The sequence below is a fragment of the Paenimyroides aestuarii genome (assembly GCF_024628805.1).
In the GTDB taxonomy this organism is placed as follows: Bacteria; Bacteroidota; Bacteroidia; order Flavobacteriales; family Flavobacteriaceae; genus Flavobacterium; species Flavobacterium aestuarii_A.
On the sequence record NZ_CP102382.1, the window covers coordinates 1338438 to 1359865 of the forward strand.

At 34.4% G+C, this 21428-nt stretch carries 18 protein-coding genes, 2 tRNA genes and 1 pseudogene; 20 read left to right on the forward strand and 1 reads right to left on the reverse strand.

The features are described 5' to 3' along the window. The first annotated feature begins 23 nt into the window (after positions 1–23). The 15 genes from rseP to NPX36_RS06375 all read left to right on the forward strand — a co-directional run bounded on the left by rseP (position 24) and on the right by NPX36_RS06375 (position 13334). Positions 24–1379 carry an RIP metalloprotease RseP gene (rseP, locus tag NPX36_RS06305; RefSeq protein ID WP_257500566.1) on the forward strand — a complete coding sequence of 452 codons (1356 nt, stop codon included), beginning with the start codon at positions 24–26 and terminating at the stop codon, positions 1377–1379. 83 nt (positions 1380–1462) lie between these two features. Then, positions 1463–1536 (forward strand) — tRNA-Asn (locus tag NPX36_RS06310). Positions 1537–1593: 57 nt separating this feature from the next. Next, positions 1594–1667: transfer RNA gene (locus NPX36_RS06315), tRNA-Asn, on the forward strand. Positions 1668–1920: 253 nt separating this feature from the next. After that, positions 1921–2856, forward strand: a complete 936-nt coding sequence (locus NPX36_RS06320; RefSeq protein WP_257500567.1) for a TolB family protein — start codon at positions 1921–1923, stop codon at positions 2854–2856. Positions 2857–3189: 333 nt separating this feature from the next. Further along, positions 3190–4254, forward strand: a complete 1065-nt coding sequence (locus NPX36_RS06325; protein WP_257500568.1) for an RHS repeat domain-containing protein — start codon at positions 3190–3192, stop codon at positions 4252–4254. Between the two features lie 463 nt (positions 4255–4717). Beyond that, positions 4718–5857 carry an RHS repeat-associated core domain-containing protein gene (locus NPX36_RS06330; protein WP_257500569.1) on the forward strand — a complete coding sequence of 380 codons (1140 nt, stop codon included), beginning with the start codon at positions 4718–4720 and terminating at the stop codon, positions 5855–5857. A gap of 120 nt (positions 5858–5977) precedes the next feature. After that, positions 5978–6205 carry a hypothetical protein gene (locus NPX36_RS06335; protein WP_257500570.1) on the forward strand — a complete coding sequence of 76 codons (228 nt, stop codon included), beginning with the start codon at positions 5978–5980 and terminating at the stop codon, positions 6203–6205. A 226-nt stretch (positions 6206–6431) separates the two neighbouring features. After that, a complete protein-coding gene (locus tag NPX36_RS06340; protein ID WP_257500571.1) occupies positions 6432–6728 on the forward strand; it encodes a hypothetical protein in 297 nt (98 codons plus the stop codon). A 356-nt stretch (positions 6729–7084) separates the two neighbouring features. Continuing rightward, on the forward strand, positions 7085–8155 hold the full coding sequence (locus NPX36_RS06345; protein WP_257500572.1) for a M91 family zinc metallopeptidase: 1071 nt from the start codon (positions 7085–7087) through the stop codon (positions 8153–8155). Next, a complete protein-coding gene (locus NPX36_RS06350) occupies positions 8148–8594 on the forward strand; it encodes a hypothetical protein (RefSeq protein ID WP_257500573.1) in 447 nt (148 codons plus the stop codon). Before NPX36_RS06345 ends, NPX36_RS06350 begins: the two co-directional genes overlap by 8 nt. 205 nt (positions 8595–8799) lie before the next feature. Continuing rightward, positions 8800–9807, forward strand: coding sequence for an RHS repeat domain-containing protein (locus tag NPX36_RS06355; RefSeq protein WP_257500574.1), 1008 nt, complete (start codon positions 8800–8802; stop codon positions 9805–9807). Continuing rightward, on the forward strand, positions 9804–10334 hold the full coding sequence (locus NPX36_RS06360; RefSeq protein ID WP_257500575.1) for a hypothetical protein: 531 nt from the start codon (positions 9804–9806) through the stop codon (positions 10332–10334). The genes NPX36_RS06355 and NPX36_RS06360 overlap by 4 nt, the downstream gene beginning before the upstream one ends. A gap of 101 nt (positions 10335–10435) precedes the next feature. After that, complete coding sequence (locus NPX36_RS06365; protein WP_257500576.1) at positions 10436–11443, forward strand: IS1182 family transposase; 1008 nt, start codon at positions 10436–10438, stop codon at positions 11441–11443. After that, a complete protein-coding gene (locus NPX36_RS06370) occupies positions 11444–12106 on the forward strand; it encodes a transposase (RefSeq protein ID WP_257500577.1) in 663 nt (220 codons plus the stop codon). 256 nt (positions 12107–12362) lie between these two features. Next, positions 12363–13334, forward strand: coding sequence for a hypothetical protein (locus NPX36_RS06375; RefSeq protein ID WP_257500578.1), 972 nt, complete (start codon positions 12363–12365; stop codon positions 13332–13334). A 134-nt stretch (positions 13335–13468) separates the two neighbouring features. On the opposite strand, the pseudogene NPX36_RS06380 reads toward NPX36_RS06375, so the two are convergent. Further along, positions 13469–15043 (reverse strand): annotated as a pseudogene (locus NPX36_RS06380) (IS1182 family transposase); the annotation flags it as partial. Between the two features lie 116 nt (positions 15044–15159). Between NPX36_RS06380 and NPX36_RS06385 the strand changes: the two are divergent. The 5 genes from NPX36_RS06385 (at position 15160) to NPX36_RS06405 (ending at position 21356) form a co-directional block, all read left to right on the forward strand. Then, positions 15160–16230 (forward strand): T9SS type A sorting domain-containing protein, encoded by a 1071-nt coding sequence (locus NPX36_RS06385; RefSeq protein ID WP_257500579.1) that lies wholly within the window; start codon positions 15160–15162, stop codon positions 16228–16230. 235 nt (positions 16231–16465) lie between these two features. After that, positions 16466–17524: a T9SS type A sorting domain-containing protein gene (locus NPX36_RS06390; RefSeq protein ID WP_257500580.1), complete on the forward strand. Its 1059-nt coding sequence runs from the start codon at positions 16466–16468 to the stop codon at positions 17522–17524. A gap of 150 nt (positions 17525–17674) precedes the next feature. After that, positions 17675–18385, forward strand: coding sequence for a hypothetical protein (locus NPX36_RS06395; RefSeq protein WP_257500581.1), 711 nt, complete (start codon positions 17675–17677; stop codon positions 18383–18385). A gap of 26 nt (positions 18386–18411) precedes the next feature. Beyond that, on the forward strand, positions 18412–19179 hold the full coding sequence (locus NPX36_RS06400; protein WP_257500582.1) for a hypothetical protein: 768 nt from the start codon (positions 18412–18414) through the stop codon (positions 19177–19179). Between the two features lie 62 nt (positions 19180–19241). Continuing rightward, entirely contained in the window at positions 19242–21356 is a 2115-nt protein-coding gene (locus NPX36_RS06405) for a prolyl oligopeptidase family serine peptidase (protein WP_257500583.1), read from the forward strand. The last annotated feature ends 72 nt before the right edge of the window (positions 21357–21428 follow it).

Here is a 21428-nt window from a genome sequence, read left to right on the forward strand (position 1 = left end):
AAAATAGAAAAGTATTATAATTAATGGACATATTAGTTAAGTTATCACAGTTTTTATTGAGTTTATCATTATTAATTGTATTGCATGAGCTGGGACATTTTATTCCGGCAAAATTATTTAAAACCCGAGTAGAAAAGTTCTACCTGTTCTTCGATGTGAAATTTTCATTATTCAAAAAGAAAATAGGCGAAACCGTTTATGGAATTGGCTGGTTGCCCTTGGGCGGTTATGTGAAAATTGCAGGGATGATTGACGAAAGTATGGATACCGACCAACTAAAACAAGAACCACAACCATGGGAATTCCGTTCCAAACCAGCATGGCAACGTTTAATAATCATGTTGGGTGGTGTCACTGTAAACTTTATATTGGCATTTATGATTTATATTGGAATGACATGGTTCTATGGCGATAAATATATTGCAAATGAAGATTTAAAAGATGGTGTATGGGTTGTTTCAGATCCATTATTAAAGGCAGGAATGGTTTCTGGAGACAAAATCATTTCTATTGATGGAGAACGATTTGACCGTTTTAACGAAGTAAATGAAAAGTTAACCACAGCAAAAAAAATTCTAGTAGAACGAAACGGACAAGAAAAAGAAATTGTGCTGCCAGTTGATTTTATCAACCAAATGATAAAAAATAAATCCGAACAAGAAAAAGGCTTTGTATTGCCAAGGGTTCCTTTTATTGTGTCAGCAGTTGAAGATGGTTCTATAAATGAAGCGGTTTTAAAACCAAAAGATTTCATAACAAGTATTAATGGCGAAGAAATAAAATTTGCCGATCAAGTAAAACCCATTTTAAGTAAGTATAAAAACCAAACAATTCCAGCAACAATATTAAGAAACGAAAAACCTGAAACCATTCAGTTGAAAGTGAACGCAAACAGTGAACTAAACATTGCCTATGCACCGATGATTAGTTTAGAAAATGCTGAAAAATTGGGACTTTATAAATTAAATACAGATCATTACAGTTTATTGGAATCTATTCCTATAGGCTTAGAAAAAGGAAAAGACAAATTAGTAAGTTACGGTAAGCAGTTAAAAATGATTGTGAACCCTGATACCGGTGCTTATAAAGGTGTGGGAGGTTTTAAAGCAATTTATGATGTTTTTCCAAACACATGGAGTTGGGAATACTTCTGGAGCATCACCGCATTTCTTTCCATAATGCTAGGTGTAATGAATTTATTGCCAATTCCAGCGTTAGATGGTGGGCATGTATTGTTTTTATTATACGAAATGATTTCGGGCAGAAAACCAAGCGATAAATTCCTAGAATATGCACAAACAGTTGGTTTTGTTATACTTATTGCTTTGCTGTTGTTTGCAAACGGAAACGACATTTTTAAAGCCATAACAGGCAAATAAAAAAAATGCTATTTTTTTTAAAAAGATGTTTGTAGAAACGAAAAATCGTTCTATATTTGCAACGCAATAAAGGTAACACACCTTCCTCCTTAGCTCAGTTGGTTAGAGCATCTGACTGTTAATCAGAGGGTCCTTGGTTCGAGCCCAAGAGGGGGAGCAAAGTTGCAAAAGCAACACTTCTTTTTATTGCAAATAGAAACTTAAAATTTAAGTTTCCTCCTTAGCTCAGTTGGTTAGAGCATCTGACTGTTAATCAGAGGGTCCTTGGTTCGAGCCCAAGAGGGGGAGCAACAAACAAAAAGCCTTACAGAAATGTAGGGCTTTTTTGTTTTTAAGATGTTTTTATTTTTTGGGTATCAGCTGTACAAAGTGGATCAGGGATCAGTTACTTTGAGCAATGCAAAGATGAATGATGGAAAATTATGCTCGGTGTTTAAGGTATATGTTCAAAGCCGGGAGATTTTGAGCAGATGGAGGATGGTAGGTGTTTTTAAAAAAACAATAGTTCTGCATATTATAATGACTAATATAAGATACTAATATGAAAAAAAATATTAAAAAAATCGTGATGTTACTTATTTGTTTTACAATGTTTAATTGTAATTCAGATACTAAAGAAATAGGACATTTAGTAACATTCGATATTGACCCTTTGGGTAACAATTTAGTTTTTTCTTGGAAAACAGATGATAAAACATCTATTTACAAATGTGATACAGATGGAAAAAATGTAAAAAAAATATTAGAGAATGATTCATTGTCATATTATGCACCCAGATATAGTAAAGAAGGAGATTCAATAGTTTTTATCGCTACCGATTACCCTAACTCTTTGTTAACTTCTATAGGTGTGTGGAATGTTAAAGAAAACAGCGGTAAGCTAATTGTAACTGATTCGCTATTAAAAACAGAAGCTGTTTTATCACCGGCTGGAAACAAATTGATTTTTTTAGGAGCAAAGGAGTATGGCAACTATTCTTCAATTGGAAGGAAAGCCCCACACGGTTTTGATATTTATGAATTAAATATTAAAAATAATCTTATTAAGAGACTTACAAATTTCAATGCATATCAGATGAACCATCTTAATTATATGCAGAAAGATAAATTTACTTTTAGTTCATTTTTAGATGGAAAAGATGGTGTTTTTCTTTATGACGATCTGGTAAAAAATACTAGTATGATAACTTTTAAAAATGATTCATTGAAAAGTCTAAACGGTTTTTCAAAAGCAGATTACATTAATGACACTGAATTAGTTTATAGTTCTTATTATCAAGTTAATTTGGTGGATTTTAGAAAAGGTACTTCAAAAAAAATTTATAAAAGTAAGTCTGGAAATCATATAAGTAATCTTTCATATTCTAAGCAACTTAATAAGTTATTTGTATCAGAACAAAAACAAGATTTAATATACGCATTAGATTTAGATGGAAATCTGATAAAAACTATTCAATTAAGTTTTGAAAATAAGTAGTTCACTTTTACCAACAGCCTCTTTACAAACATATGGAGGCTGTTTTCCCAAAAGTAATACAAACCTTTCCGCATGCAGAGGGATATGTTAAAAACAATGCCGGTAATTATGTTTACCCGATGGCGCGGATTTGCAATCCGTGCATATAACCCCGCTACCGCACGAATCTTTCGTGTGGTAAGTAATAAAAACCAAACAGCCTCTTTACAAACGTATTGAGGTTGTTTTACAAAATATTGAAATTTTCCGCATGCAGAAGGTTATGTAAAACCAAACGGAACAAATTCGTATCTTTACGTTTATCAATACAAAGATCATTTAGGCAACAGCCGATTGGTATATGCCGATTTGAATAACGATGGAACCATAAACCCAGCGAATGAAATTGTAGAAGAGAATAACTATTATCCATTTGGATTACAGCACCAAGGGTATAACGAAGTTGTAAACAGTAACCGAAGCGAAGCAGCAGAGAAGTATAAGTTTGACGGTAAAGAATTAAACGACGAATTAGACTTAGATTTATATGATTTTGGCGCACGTAATTACGATGCTGCAATTGGAAGATGGTTGAATGTAGATCCGCTGGCGGAACAAACTATGGAACCGTATTTGTATGTAAGTAACAATCCGATATTCTTTGTTGACCCTGACGGAATGCAGTCATGGGGATTTGACAGTTACGGTAGAGATCTTGTAAGTGTGGGGGCAATTGCAAGTTGGGGAATGACCAGTGGGGAAGCCTATTGGGAAAATTTTATTGATGAAGATTTTGTGAGTCCGCATGCGGATGGAGTTGAAACTGACTATAAGAAAAATAAAGACGGATCGCTTACTGTTGTAGATAATGAAAATATTAATAATAATACTGACAGAATTGTAAGATTAGATAAAAAAGGAAACATTAAAGATGTATTGATTGATAATATAGCCAAAGGTATTTTAAAAGATGGAATAAATTTTGAACAGAACAATAATGTAATTCATGTCAATGGAACAAATCAACCTACTGAAACAGATTTTCAGAATTTTATAGTTGACTATATTCATTTAGTGAGGGTTGAGGTTACGGGATATGGATTAACAGAGAAACCATTTAGTAATCAAGTTACAGGCGTTTTAGTTGAAGCCCACAAAGGGAATACTTTTGATACATCAAATTCTGTTAGATACAATGAAAATGAGTTAATACGTTGGCAACATTTAAGAAGCACACAACCATACCTAGGTAAAAGTAGGTATGCTAAATATCACTATCATGGACATCCAGACAACTCCTTATCTAGTGAGTATGATGAAGCAAATGCATCTTACAAAAAAATTCCGCATTTTATTTATAGCAAAAAATATAATCAACAATATAATGAAAAAGGTGTCTTTAAAACAACAACAAGGTAAATTATTAATTTTAATTTTACTATATTTTCTTTTTGGATGTTCAAGTTTAAAGAACAAAGCAGCATCAGAAAACATTTATATTTATTTAGCATCTAATTTTCAAAAAAAGAATAAGTCAGCTATAAATCAATATAATTATTTTAGAATCAGATCCTATGATATAGATAGTTCAAATATAACCATATATCGAGTGAGTCCTGATTATAACAAAACTGTATTAGGAACTGAAGGAGATGCATATTAACCCGATCGCGCGGATTTGCAATCCGTGCCATTAAACTAACAACAGCCTCTTTACAAACGTATTGAGGTTGTTTTACAAAATATTGAAATTTTCCGCATGCCGAAGGTTATGTAAAACCAAACGGAACAAATTCGTATCTTTACGTCTATCAATACAAAGATCATTTTGATTCACGAGACAAAGCTTTGAGAAAGCTTTCGTCGAAGAGACCCGAACGTAGTGAGTAGCCGATTGGTATATGCCGATTTAAATAACGACGGAACCATAAATCCGGCGAATGAAATTGTAGAAGAGAATAACTATTACCCATTTGGTTTAAAACACGAAGGCTACAACAATTTACCGGGAGAGGGGTATAAATATAAGTTCTTAAACAAAGAATACGAAGACAGTTTTGCGCTTAATGTAACCGAAACTGATTACAGACACTACGACAGTGCGTTAGGACGTTTTAACGTGATTGATCCATTGGCTGAACTGGCACCTGACTTTACACCGTACCGTTATGGGTTTAATAACCCGGTGTTATTTAGCGATCCGTCGGGATTGTTTGAAACTTGGGATGCTGCTGAGGAATATAGAAAAGAAAATAAGTTATTTGGAGCAACTATCGAGTTTGATGGTGATTCTAACTTGTGGAAAATTATTGATGGCGATTCAACAATAACTCAAGTTGGAAAAAAAATAAATAGAATGTACATGATGGAAGGCGTTATGTACATGCAACAAACTAATGCTGGAGGCGGAGGCGGTGGAGCTGAATCAGGCTGGAAAAGTAATTTATCCGCTGATTTAACAAATGCTTACTCAAGTTCTGGATTTAGGCATGCTGTTGAATGGTGGAACCGCAATGTAGATTTTGGGATTTATGATTTTCTATATAACAACTCAGCTGTTACAGGTTATGGTTCTGGGGAATATGGACCTTGGATACCTGATGCTATGGGTATGTCAATAAATGCTAGTGTAAATACTGGATTGTTTGGAGGTTTTTATATTAATGCAGGTTTTGCTGTTGGTAATGGAAAAGAAGATGAGTTTGCTATTTTTGGTGGTGGAGGCGCCGATTTTGGGTTTAATGGTAAGTTAGGAAAGCCAAGGATTAGTATAGGAGGTTCATTTGATTTTCATGACAATTACGGAGGTAATACTGACGTTTTAGGGGGATTAGGAGGAACAAATAAAAGCTATTTTGGCGGTTTAGGAGTTACAGGAAGTTATTCAAAATCCGCTAGATTGACACCGCAAGGATATAGATTTGAGGCATCTGGTGTCTCAACTAAAAGTATAGGATTAGGTCTCGGATGGGGAGGAGGTACGGGTGTATCTAAAGGCTATGTTAAGAAGTTTAAATTTTAATAGATTATGAAATACTATTTTATGTGTCTTTTTGTTATCTTTTTCTCTTGCGAAAAAGTTGACTGTAGTTCATTGGCAAAAAGTTATCGAAAGCCTGAATGCTTATTGATTGTAAAAAAAATGAATGATTCGTTATCAGTTTATAATTTTGATATTGAAGGTGTGAGTTTGAAAACAGGTAACGACACTTTATATAAGCAAGAAAATCGATGGTTTTGTACTTATTATAAGGATATTTCAATAGGAGATACAATTATTAAAAAAGGTGGAGAACTGTCTTTTAATATCCATAAAAAAGACACTATTTTAACTTATTATTGGGAATGTGAAGGAAAAGTTTATGAATAAGCAACCTTCACTAGCTCTAGTATATTGCTCGTGCAATAATAATAACCAAAAGCCTCTTTACAAATGTATTGAGGCTATTTTACAAAATATTGAAATTTTCCGCATGCAGAAGGTTATGTAAAACCAAACGGAACAAATTCGTATCTTTACGTTTATCAATATAAAGATCATTTAGATTCACGAGACAAAGCTTTTAGAAAGCTTTCGGTGAAGAGACCCGAACGTAGTGAGTGTAAGGTTAAGCTATGCAGATTGCGACGGTAACGGAACAATTAACCCTGCAACCGAAATACTGGAAGAGAATAACTATTACCCGTTTGGGTTACAGCACCAAGGGTATAACGATATTGCCAATAGTTGCCGCAATGAAGAAACCCGATGGCGCGGATTTGCAATCCGTGCCTTTAAAATAACGATATTGCCAATAGTTGCCGCAATGAAGAAACCCGATGGCGCGGATTTGCAATCCGTGCCTTTAAAAACACAACAGCCTCTTTACATACGTATTGAGGCTGTTTTATAATAAAATACTCATTGTTGTTACACCCGATGGCGCGGATTTGCAATCCGTGCCTTTAAATAAATGCAACTGGTGAAACTGCCAGAGCCAAAGAAACAATGTATAATTACATAAGTGGAATATTTACGGTTGTAACGCTTCCTGCGTTTGGACCATATAGAGCTGCCCCCGATGGCGCGGATTTGCAATCCGTGCCTTTAAAAACACAACAGCCTCTTTACATACGTATTGAGGCTGTTTTATAATAAAATACTCATTGTTGTTATATCATAGGCACCAGATTAAAAAAGCAAGTACAACCCAGCGGTGGTGCGTTAGTAACTACCGATTATGTAAAAGGATTTCAATATACAGATAATGTGTTAAAGTTTTTTCCACACCCTGAAGGCTATGTAGAATTTAAAAATAATCAATACCTTTATACCTATCAATACAAAGATCATTTAGGAAACGTACGTTTAACATACCGTGATGGTTTTAGAAACCACCCTACATTAGAATATGCAAAAGACGGTGTTATACAAGTAAGCGAGATTATTGAAAAGAGTGACTATTATCCTTTTGGATTAAAGCAGAAAGGAAATGATTTACCTGATTACAGCGTTGTAAACAAATATAAATACAAATTTGGCGGTAAAGAGCTAAACAACGAATTAGGATTAGATTTATATGATTTTGGCGCACGTAATTACGATGCGGCTATTGGTAGATGGTTGAACATTGACCCGTTAGCAGAGAACTCACGAAGATGGACACCTTATAACTATGCTTATAACAATCCTATTTATTTAGTTGATCCTGATGGAATGCAGGCAGAAACCATTATTATTCGAGGGACAAAAGAATCCTATACTTATAATGAAGAAACTAAATATACAGGTAATGATAAGTTTATTAAATCAGCTTTACAGGCTATGCAAACCTTACAAGCGTCACAAACAGCTGCTGCAATGATTGAAGAATTAGATCATTCTAATCACAATTTTTATATACAAGCAGGTGATGATAATAAATTTACACCTACCTTAGAACCTTTTGCAGATCCAAGTAAAGCAACTGAATCTTCAAAAAAAATGAATGAACTAGGTAGAATTGGTTCAGGCGGTATTATTAGTTGGAACCAAAAAGATATGCTCATACCGGCGACAACTTCAGATTTAACCTCAAAAGAAATTATTTTTGGACATGAAATGGGGCATGCTTTGGACTCAAATAGGGGTAAACTAGATAGGACGTTAGAAAATGGTATAAAGAAAAGTGAATGGCAGGCAGTTTATAGAGAGAATTTAATAAGAAGTGAATTAGGTTTGCCTTTAAGAACACATTATGGACGCGAGAGAGAGGCAGAAACCGGTAGATATTTGGGGCCAGCAGGTTCAAAGATGTTAGGTCCAAATAATGAAATAATAAAACCTTATTGGTATGAATAAATATGTTTTAAGTATTTTAAGCTTGTTATTTATCTCTTGCAATACTTTTAAAAGTATTAGATACGAAGATAGAGGAGGTAAAATATGTTATAAAATTTTTTATAATAAAAAAGTTAAAATTAAATCACTTGATGGAGTTGAATATAATATATACCAATTTCACTTTAATAAAGAGTATTTATATTTAACAAATGATAGTGGGGTTCCAGGAGAAAATTATCATAGTATTATGAAGAAAATAAATAGTGATTCTGTGTACCTGAATGATTTTTTTTATAATAATAGACTTCCAACAATAATCGAAGGTAAAGACAAAAATGGATATTATTATAATTATACAGATACTATTATAAACATTGGATATAGTAATGTAAAATCAGAGCAATCTAAAAAGTATTTTGATTACATAATTAAAAATATTAAAAAGTGTAACAAATAAATCACCAACAGCCTCTTTACAAACCTATGGAGGCTGTATTATACCCGATCGCGCGGATTTGCAATCCGTGCCATTAAACTAACAACAGCCTCTTTACAAACGTATTGAGGCTGTTTTATAAAAACATTGGAATCTTCCGCATGCAGAAGGATATGTTAAAAACAATGGTGGTAATTATGTTTATCACTATATTTACAAAGACCATTTGGGCAACAATAGGTTGGTATATGCCGATTTAAACAAAGACGGAACAATTAATCCGGCGAATGAGATTATCGAAGAGAATAATTACTATCCTCTTGGTTTAAAACAAAAAGGAGACGATTTACCTGATTACAGCGTTGTAAACAAATATAAATACGCTTACGGCGGTAAAGAGTTAAACGATGAATTAGGATTAGATTTATATGATTTTGGCGCACGTAATTACGATGCAGCAATTGGGCGTTGGTTGAATGTGGATCCGTTAGCGGAACAGATGAGAAGATTTAGTCCCTACGTATACGCTTTTAATAATCCTATTTATTTTGTTGACCCCGATGGAATGAAACCTGATGATTGGTATATTGATTGGAGAACTGGTATTGTTTTGGGACAAGATGGTGCAAAAACTAATAATGTTAGAATAATAAAAGGACAATCTTGGGCACAAATAAAAAATTCTGAAGGAGGAACAATGTCTCAGTCAGCAACAAATAAATTACAAGCAGAAAGTAGAATAGTTAAAATAAATAATAATAAAATTAATACCGACTTAAATACTATAAACAGAGAAACTATCAATGATCAAACAAAAGAGAGACAGGTACTTTTCCAGTTAAATCGTTCTGAAGATATAAATGGTTATGCAGAAGGAGAATTATCTACTATAATTGGAGAACCTGGTAGAAATGGAGAGGTAGATTTACCCCCTAAGGTACCTGGGTTCGAAAATGATCAGTTATTGTTAAGACAAGCTCATACTCATAATTTAGACCAAACGGGAAGAACAAACTTACCTGGTACTTCGGAGGCTGATTATAATGTTTCAAAAGATAGAAGTTTTAATATTTATGCAATTGATTCTTATCAAGGAAGTCAAGAAGGAGGAAATGCTATACATATGACGAATTCAAATAATGAATGTGGAGTAAATGTTGGTACAACAAATGACACGAGTGGAATAGGACAACAAGTTTTAGATGATTATATTAAGTTAAATAAACCAAAATGAAAAATATTGTATATTTAATTTTTATAGCAATTATAGTAAATGGCTGTGTATCTTTAAAAAAAGAAATCAATGAAGAAAAAATAATTTATGTAGTACCTGATACAGTTCAGCTTTGGTTTAGGAATGTAATTAAATCCCCAAATCTATTAAATAAAGATGATGTATATTTTATAATTAGTTCCATGGAAACAGACAACAGTAAAGCCTATAAATTAATGCTTTGTGACTTGGATAATTATATTTTTAATGATAATTATTTTGTTAAAAATACAAATAGATATCTATATATTGATGAAAAATTATACCCTCTATTAAGTGATTTAGATCAGGTTTTTTCGGTAAGAGAATGTTGTAATGAAGATTTACTAGAAAAACTAAATAGTAAAAGGAAAGTTACCTTATCTAATACTGTTTTTTATGAAAAAGCATATTGGGTAATTTTTGACAATAAATGGGGGGATATAATAAGAACATCAGACGAATCAAAGGGAGGTTATAGAACAAATTCGCCAAATATTTTAAAGTAAAAAAAAGCCCGATGAGGCTGTCCAAAAAGTTTGGGCAGCCCTTTTTTTGTTGTGTTTTCTCTAAAAAATTCGTATTTTAGAGTTGAACAAAAAACCCAACTATGGCTAAGGTAACATTTAAAAATCAAACAGGCAACTCTCCAGAACTTTTCCCTATCAATATTTTTGATTTGATTCCAGAAGACCACCCCGTTCGGTTGGTGGATTCGGTGGTTAATCAATTGGATATCAGCGATATTACAAATCTTTACTTAGGCGGAGGTTGCTCTGCATATCATCCGAGAATGATGATTAAAGTGTTGTTTTACAGCTATTTGTCAAACGTTTATTCGTGTAGAAAAATCGCCAAAGCCCTTACCGAAAACATCCATTTTATGTACATTTCGGGAAATTCTACGCCAAATTTTAGAACCATCAACGAATTTAGAGGGAAAATTTTGAAGGATAAAATCAAAGATTTGTTTGCCGAAGTGGTGAAAATGCTGGTAGAATTGGGCTACATCAGCCTTGATGTTCAGTATATTGACGGCACAAAAATAAAGGCAAAATCCAATAAATACACCTTCGTTTGGCGGGGTTCTGTGGAAAAGTACAAAGAAAAATTAGAAGTTAAAATCAATACGATTCTTTCAGATATTGAAAACAGTATTCAATCAGATAATCAAGAACTTAACAAGGAAGAACTGCCCAAAAAAATCAATTCCGAAGAACTAAAAGAGAAGTTATCTGAATTGAACAAAAAACTAAAAGAACCTACCAAAAAACAGGCAAAAGAGCTACAAAAACTTCAGGATGAGCATCTTCCAAAATTAGAAAAATACGAAAAAGACTTGGAAACTTTAGGCGATAGGAATTCTTACAGCAAAACCGACCCCGACGCTACTTTTATGCGGATGAAGGAAGATCACATGAAAAACGGACAGCTTAAACCGACTTATAATACGCAGATTTCAACTGAAAATCAGTTTATTACCCACGTCTCTATCCATCAAAAACCTGGTGACACCACCACTTTAGAATCTCATTTGGAAGGTTTTGAAAATGCTTACAAAAAACAAAGCAAAGAAGTGGTTGCCGATGCGGGATACGGAAGCGAAGAAAATTACTAAATGCTTGAAAATAAAAACGTTACAGCGTATGTGAAGTATAATTATTTTCATGCAGAACAGAAAAAGAAGATGGAAAACAATCCGTTTTTGGTTCAGAATTTATTCTATAACCAAGAACAAGATTTTTACGTTTGTCCGATGGGTCAACGAATGGAAAATGTTGGCAAAGGCAAACGAATATCGAGCAACGGGTACGAATCGCAAGTGTCTTATTATCAAGCTAAAAACTGCAACAATTGTCCGCTTCGAGGGGAATGTTTCAATGCGAAAGGCAACCGAAAAATAGAAGTCAATCACCGTTTGAATGAGCTTAAAGAAAAAGCGAGAAATTTATTGACGAGCGAGAAAGGGCTGGAACACCGAAGCAAACGCCCGATAGAAGTAGAAGCTGTCTTTGGTCAACTTAAAAGTAATAATAAATTTAACAGATTTACATTCAAAGGATTAGAAAAAGTAGAATTAGAATTTCTACTGATGGCTCTTGGGCATAATTTTAGAAAAATGGTGGCAGTAGCAGTTGAGGGAAGAAAAACGGTATTCAAACGCCGTATTTTTGGTTCTAAACTTGTCATTTTTGTCGAATTTAGATGCTATCAGCGGTCTTTATTTCAAGAAAAGCAAAAAATTAACTTTATTGATGATGTTGAAAAGTTAGTAGTATAAAAAAGAGGCTATCCTTTTTGGACAGCCTCTTTTATACAGCGTTTCCATTAATAAACCATCAAAAATACTCAAAAAATTAAAAAGAAATTTTTAGCTTTTTTTTGTTTTATTTAACAAGGTGTTAATTATTTTGTTATATTTACAATCTAACTAATTAAAAATATAGAAATTATGACAAAATTAAGCAAAATTTTGTGGGGGGGGGGTAATAGGACTAACCCTTACGGCATGTACAACCGACACAATTGTTGACGATTTGGATCAGCAAAATGCTGAAACAGGTTCGCAATACCAAACTAATAGTTATAATCCTAATAATCCGGGGTATTATAATCCAGGATCTGGAATTCCAGCAATAGTAGGTGATAATTATTATTCTCCGTGGGATATTAAACACCGTAATGATGTTATACCAACTTATACAATATCGAATCATACAGCTGGTGAGGGTTATAGTATTTTTGAGTTACATTTAACCCCTTATATTGGTGTGGCATACTATGATGGTGTTAATGACGGTCAATATCATGATGCTTACCAAGCATCACTAAACCCACCTGGGTTAGTAGCCGATTTTACAAACGGCAACTATCCCAACCTATACCAAAACGGTAATGAAATTGGTGAATTAATTGCGGCAGAACCTATTATTTTAGACGGTTCTTCTATAAATCATTCCGAAGTATCTATAAGCTCTTATGCAGATCATTGTCCAGTGAATCCTCACACCCCAGGGTCAAGTCCAGGTTGGAATCCCGAAAACCGTTTTTTTGATATTTCGAATAATGCCACACCTCAAGAACAAGCGGTTTTAGCGCGTTATGGCAAAGTGTTTTTTTATGAATATACAATAATATTAAAATCAAACGGAAGTGTTGTGGGCAATGGCTTTATTCAGGTGCAAAACAAAACAATTCAAGATCCGTCGGTTTATACTTATTGGGAGGACACATTTGTAACCAATGCTTTTGTTCCTGGTAAAGGAAACGTTGGTAAATTGCGTTATTACCATGAAACTGATCCTTCAATTGCACCATCACCTTTTACATTTTGGGTGCAGAATGGCGGTCCTGGTACTTGGTGCGATTCCCGCGAGGTGGACTATGAATTTGAGTGGTCTCATGAAGAATATTTCTTTGGTTACCCATCGCATAAAATTAATTTATATATGGGAATGGGTGCCAATTTATGGATGACATCTGGTCATGTTATATCTATAGGCTTATAAAAAAATAATGAGGCTGTCCAAAAAGGGCAGTCTTTTTTTTATGCGGCTAATTTTTGATAGTGAAAATTTTGATGATTATTTTTAGTTGAAGAAAATTCTTGATGCTTAAAAATGAAAATTTCAATTTCAAAAATCATTTTTGAACCTCGTTTTGCGGTTTTTACAACAATTTTCTTAGAAGTCGCTCCTTTAGCCACCATTTTTCTAAAATTATGTCCAAGAGCCATCAGTAGAAATTCTAATTCTACTTTTTCTAATCCTTTGAATGTAAATCTGTTAAATTTATTATTGCTTTTGAGTTGACCAAAGACAGCTTCTACTTCTATCGGGCGTTTGCTTCGGTGTTTTAAACCTTCTTCGCTAGTTAATAATGTTTTAGCCTTGTGTTTTAATTCATTTAATCGGTGGTTGACTTCTATTTTTCGGTTGCCTTTTGCATTGAAACATTCCCCTCGAAGCGGACAATTGTTGCAGTTTTTAGCTTGATAATAAGACACTTGCGATTCGTATCCGTTGCTCGAAATTCGTTTGCCTTTGCCTATATTTTCCATTCGTTGACCCATCGGACAAACGTAAAAATCTTGTTCTTGGTTATAGAATAAATTCTGAACCAAAAACGGATTGTTTTCCATCTTCTTTTTCTGTTCTGCATGAAAATAATTATACTTCACATACGCTGTAACGCTCTTATTTTCAAGCATTTCGTAATTCTCCTCACTTCCGTATCCTGCATCGGCAACCACTTCTTTGCTTTGTTTTTTGTAAGCATTTTCAAAACCTTCCAAATGAGATTCTAAAGTGGTGGTGTCACCAGGTTTTTGATGGATAGAGATGTGTGTAATAAACTGGTTTTCAGTTGAAATCTGCGTATTATAAGCCGGTTTAAGCTGTCCGTTTTTCATGTGATCTTCCTTCATCCGCATAAAAGTAGCGTCGGGGTCGGTTTTGCTGTAAGAATTCCTATCGCCTAAAGTTTCTAGGTCTTTTTCGTATTTTTCTAATTTTGGAAGATGCTCATCCTGAAGTTTTTGTAGCTCTTTTGCCTGTTTTTTGGTAGGTTCTTTTAGTTTTTTGTTCAATTCAGATAACTTCTCTTTTAGTTCTTCGGAATTGATTTTTTTGGGCAGTTCTTCCTTGTTAAGTTCTTGATTATCTGATTGAATACTGTTTTCAATATCTGAAAGAATCGTATTGATTTTAACTTCTAATTTTTCTTTGTACTTTTCCACAGAACCCCGCCAAACGAAGGTGTATTTATTGGATTTTGCCTCTATTTTTGTGCCGTCAATATACTGAATATCAAGGCTGATGTAGCCCAATTCTACCAGCATTTTCACCACTTCGGCAAACAAATCTTTGATTTTCTCCTTCAAAATTTTCCCTCTAAATTCGTTGATGGTTCTAAAATTTGGCGTAGAATTTCCCGAAATGTACATAAAATGAATGTTTTCGGTAAGGGCTTTGGCGATTTTTCTACACGAATAAATGTTGGACAAATAGCTGTAAAACAACACTTTAATCATCATTCTCGGATGATATGCAGAGCAACCTCCGCCTAAGTAAAGATTTGTAATATCGCTGATATCCAATTGATTAACCACCGAATCCACCAACCGAACGGGGTGGTCTTCTGGAATCAAATCAAAAATATTGATAGGGAAAAGTTCTGGAGAGTTGCCTGTTTGATTTTTAAATGTTACCTTAGCCATAGTTGGGTTTTTTGTTCAACTCTAAAATACGAATTTTTTAGAGAAAACACAACAAAAAAAGGGCTGCCCAAACTTTTTGGACAGCCTCATTTGTTATTTAATTTAAAAATGCTAGTATGAAAAAAATACTATTCACAATAATACTGTTTGTTTATAGTTGTTATATAGATGGCCAAGTTTTATACACCGAAAACTTTGATAACTACACATTAGGAAATGTTGCAACAGATTTTTCTGGTCAGACGCCTGGTCAAGGCGGATGGCATACTTTATTTGGCTCATTGAACACAAATGCTACAGCAGCAAATTTTCAAATAGAAAACGAAACCAATAAAGGAAAAGTGTTAACCATTATAACTGGACCGGTAGGTAGCCATGGTAGTAACAGAATGTTCAAAAAAGATTTTGATGTGCTTTGGAACCAGCGTACGCAAGGGAATAATGTATTGAAGTTTGAAATTGAAATATTTGTACCAAACTATCCGGGTAATCCTTCAATCCCTTTTGCGGTAGTTAGCACAATAATTCTTTATACCACAAAACCAAAAATTTTGGCTGGGTTTCTTTATAATCATTTTGACGGGCTTTTAAGGGGTGTAAGCTCAAATGGATTAGTATCGTACTCTCCGTTTCATTTGACCCCAACTAATAATTTTTTGTATATACCTGATAGCCAATGGTATCAACTGTTTTTTTTTATTGATTATGATAATAACAAAGCGTATGTTGAGATACCTAAATTGGGAATTGTAAAAAAAGTAGATGTTTTTGATAAGCTAACCTCACCAGATACGATGAGTAATTATCCGCCAACCGAACTAAATCTTGATATAGGAAAAAATATAGATGCTGTTCAAGAACAACCTTCCTTTTTAAAATTTGATAATATCAAAATAACGGCATTAAAAAGCGTGCCACCACACTTGTTAACTGCAGAGAATTTCTTGGCAGAAAATTTTAATTTATATCCCAACCCAGCAAACAGTGTCGTAAACATCACAAACGCCGAAAATATGCAGGTACAGCAAATCACGGTGTATGATGTTGCAGGGAAACAGTTAAGTACCCAAAACTACAACAACGAAACCGAAATACAATTCAACGTAGAACACTTAGCAAGCGGCACGTATATGCTGCATTTGCAAACCAACCAAGGCACAGCGGTTAAAAAACTGGTGAAGAAATAGTTTTGTTTTTCTGTATAATGTATTTTGTATTGCTGTAGAATGTAAAATAAATTTTTGTAAAAATAGCAATCTGTACTCGAGTAACTTTAAAAAAACTTTGCCAAAGTTTGGAACTTTGGCAAAGATTAAAAACACTCAGAGCAGCCAATTTGTATTGGTTTCTTTTTTTGGGTTATCATAAAAAAATGTAAAATGATTGCGTATATTTACATAAGTAACTGTTAAAATATTCTTTATGAAAAAGATTTTAATTATTGGCACTCTTTTACTATACCACACATTATTAACCGCTCAAGTATTGTATAATGAAACCTTTGACAGTTACAACTGGGGTAATGTAGGTACCGACCCCACGGGTCAAATACCAGGGCAAGGCGGTTGGTTAACAGAAGGTGTGTTCGCACAACACAACAGTGTTTTTACCATAGTAAACGAAACCAACAGGGGCAAGGTATTAGATTTTACTACGCCTTACTCTATGGTTCAAGGGCGTTATTTATTAATTAAACCCCATTTGAATACGTTAATTGACAACCGCACCGCAGGCAACGATGTCATTAAAATAGAAATAGATTATTTTACAGGTAATAAAATTCCAGGTGCACACGCTATAAGTAATATAAGATTGTTGTTAAAAGACATGTCGCTTTACCAACCACAAGATGAATTTATATTTATACAACTTAGTAAGGATGATGGTACTTTTAACGCGGCTACAGATAGAGACAATCCTTACAATAGCCAAATTTTTGCGCAATATTCTAATTTTCCGTTTAATACTTGGGTAACGCTTATTATGTATTTAGATTATACCAACAATAAAATTTATATGCATATACCACAATTTAACAAGGTTTCCAGCAGTGGCTTGGTAACCAACCCTACATCAACCAAGTTAATGCAAGATTATAAGTTAGAACGTTTGGTGTTGGAAACTTTTATTGGTAACAGTACTATTAACAGATATTCTTCACAAAGATACGATAACATCAAAATTACGGCAATGAGTGTGGTGCCCCCAGAGGTAATTGCGTTGAGTACTATCGAGCAGTTAGCTTCAAAATTTAATCTATACCCTAACCCGGCAAGCAGCGTTGTAAACATCACCAACACCGAAAATATGCAGATACAGCAAATCACGGTGTATGATGTGGCAGGCAAACAATTAAGCACCCAAACCTACAACAACGAAACCGACATACAATTAAACGTAGAACATTTAGCAAGTGGCACGTATATGCTGCATTTGCAAACCCATCAAGGCACAGCGGTTAAAAAACTGGTGAAAAAGTAGTTTTTTTCTGTAGCTTTAAAACAACTTTGGCAAAGATTAAAAACCGTATCGCATTGGTGTTTAAGTAATTTTTTTGATGTACAAACCAACTCCTTTCTTGTTTATTTAGAAAGGAGTTTTATATTTGCACCAAATTTAGAAAATATACTTATGAAAAAATTAATGCTTTCGCTACTGCTATTAGCTGGTTTTGCATTTACTTCTTGTGAAAAAGATCAGGAAGAAGAAGCAACAACAACTGCTGTTTATCTTCCTGAAAAAATATATGGCGAGAGCGGACCTGTCACTTTTAACTACGACTCTCAAAACAGAATCACGCAGGTGAAAGAAGGCGGTACGCACTATTCCATTACTACCACTATAAACTATACCGGTGATGCAGTAACTTCGGCAAAAGTAGAAGAAGTAACCACTGAAAATACCTATACAACCAATTACAGCTTTACATATCAAGGAAATAATGTAATGATTTCTTATGGCGATGATACAGAGCCTACAGATGCTTTTACAATTGATGACAAAGGTAGGCTAATAACCTATGAGGGTGGATCGATTTCTTATGATGTTGCAGGAAATATAAAGAAAGTAAACAATCCTTTCGATGAATATGCGTTTGAATACGACACAAAAAACGGTGTGTTTAAAAATGTAAAAACACCACATTGGTTGTATATGTATCTGTTTGAAGAGCACTCTTTATATTTGGTTAACAATTGTGTAAAAATCGACTATAAAGATTTGGAATCATCAGAAACCAGCATCCAAACAATTGCTTATGCATACAACAGTGATAATTTTCCCGAAAAAATATTGTTTTCAAACGAAGATTATTACATAAAAGTGGAATACCTTAAAAAATAATTTTAATTCATTTAATACAAATACCTATGAAAAAAATAGTATTATCAACTTTAGTACTAGCCGGATTAACAGTTACATCTTGTAACAACGATGACAACGTAGCAGATAATGCATCAGCAGCTGAATACCTGCCTGCTAAAATGAGTTTAACCATTGATGAAGAATCAAACGGATACGATTTTATGTATGATGCTCAAAATAGATTGGTGAAGGTTACTGAAACAGCCGATGTAGATACAGGAAGCTTCAAGTTTTCAAGCAACACCACTTATAGTTTTGAATATACAGGAAATGAAATTTCTAAAGTGGTTGAAACAGATTATACAAATTTTAATGGCTCTGAAACCAATGCCAACACAGTTTACACATTTGCAAAATCAGGCAACACAATTACTTTAAATTATTCGCGCACTTCTAATGGAGAAACAAGCGAAGGAAGTGAAAGCATTCAAATCAACAATCAAGGATATTTATTAAACACCGAATGGGAAGTGTACACGTACAATGCTGCAGGAAATTTAACAGAATTAGCGGGCGATGATTACCGAACAGTATATGAATACGACACTAAAAACGGATTCTTAAAAAACATCAAAACACCGCGTTGGGTGATGGATTATTTCCTAGATTTTGAATCGTTTTATGTAAATAATGCTACGAAAGTAAGTTATACCGATGATGAATCTCCTGAAGATAACGAAGAATACAATGTAACTTATGAATATAACGTCGCAAACTATCCTACAAAAATGATGATTTCGGGTAGTATAATGACCATACAGTACAACAAATAAAGTTCAAAAACTTGCCCAATTCGGCAAGTTTTTTTATTTTGCAGAACATCAACAATACCATCATGAAAAAATTAGTATGTTCTATTTTTATCGCTTCAGTTATTTTTTCACAAAGCGTAAATGCCCAAAATAAAACAATGAAATATCCCCAAACTGCAAAAAAGGAAGTTATAGACACCTATTTTAACAACCAAGTGTCAGATCCGTACCGTTGGCTAGAAGACGACCGCTCTGCCGAAACTGCTGCTTGGGTTACGGCGCAAAACCAAGTAACTTTTGCTTATTTAGATCAAATTCCCTATCGCGATCAATTGCGAAAACAATTAACCGAAAAATGGAATTACGAAAAAATTGGCGCCCCTTTTGTAGAAGGCGATTACACCTATTATTTTAAGAACGATGGTTTGCAAAATCAATCCGTTTTGTATCGAAAAGACCAATCGGGCAAAGAAGAAATCTTTTTAGATCCAAATACATTTTCTAAAGATGGAACCACCTCATTAGCCGATGTTTCGTTTACCGAAGATGGAAGCTTAGTGGCCTATGCCATTTCAGAAGGTGGAAGCGATTGGCGCAAAATCATTGTTTTAAATGCAAAAGACAAATCGGTAATTGGTGATACACTAGTCGATGTGAAATTTTCGGGAATCAGCTGGTACAAAAACGAAGGTTTTTACTATTCAAGCTACGACAAACCAACCGGATCCGAACTTTCTGCCAAAACCGATCAACACAAATTATATTACCATCAATTAAATACACCTCAAAAAAACGATCAAGTGGTTTTTGGCGAAAAATACAAACGCCGTTATGTGGGCGGGTATGTTACAAACGATCAGAAATACTTAATTGTTACAGCTGCAAATGCCACATCGGGCAACGAATTGTATATTAAAGATCTTACTAAAGCAAACAGCCAAGTTCAAACCGTTATCACAGGTTTTGATAATGATTATTCAGTAGTTGATTCAAAAGATGGAAAAATTTATATTGAAACCAACCTGAATGCTCCAAACAGAAAATTAATGGTGGTAGAAGCAGTAAAAATTGTGAACTTAGATGCGTGGGAAGACCTCATTTTAGAAGCAAATAATGTATTGGATTTATCAAAAGCCGGAGGTTATTTTTTTGCGCATTATATGAAAGATGCCGTTTCGGTGGTAGAACAATTTGATTATTCGGGGAAATTTATCCGTACCATTGAATTGCCCGGCTTGGGAACCGCAAGTGGTTTCAGCGATAAAAAAGATGCCACAGAATTGTACTATTCGTTCACCAATTACATTACTCCAGGTACCATTTATAAAATGAATATTGCTGCGGGAACATCGCAAGTGTATCAACAACCAAAAGTAAAATTCAACCCAAGCAATTACGAATCCAAACAAGTTTTTTATACATCAAAAGACGGTACAAAAGTGCCCATGATGATTACCTATAAAAAAGGAACCAAGCTAGATGGAACAAACCCAACCATGTTGTATGCTTACGGAGGTTTCAACATTTCGTTAACACCAAGTTTTAGTGTGGCCAATGCTGTTTGGTTAGAAAATGGCGGCGTTTATGCCGTAGCGAATTTGCGTGGAGGCGGTGAATACGGTAAAAAATGGCACAATGCCGGAACCAAAATGCAAAAACAAAACGTGTTTGATGATTTTATTGCAGCTGCCGAATATTTAATTAAAGAAAAATACACATCTAGCGAAAAACTGGCAATCCGCGGTGGATCAAACGGTGGATTATTAGTTGGTGCCACCATGACACAACGCCCAGATTTAATAAAGGTAGCTTTACCAGCAGTTGGCGTGTTGGATATGTTGCGCTACCACACATTTACAGCAGGTGCAGGTTGGGCTTATGATTACGGAACGGCTGAAGATTCCAGCGAAATGTTTCAGTATTTAAAAGGATATTCACCGGTACACAACGTAAAAACAGGCGTTTCGTATCCAGCAACAATGATTACCACAGGCGATCACGATGACCGCGTGGTTCCGGCACACAGTTTTAAATTTGCAGCAGAATTGCAAGAAAAAAACGCCGGCAACAACCCCATGCTTATCCGTATTGATGTAAATGCAGGCCATGGCGCAGGAAAATCGGTACAACAAACCATTAACGAAAATGCCGATATCCAAGCGTTTACCCTTTGGAATATGGGGGTTACGGAGTTGTAGTTTCAAACATTATACTTATCAAACACCTGCAAGATATTCATTCTTGTAGGTGTTTTTTAATAAATTAGTAAT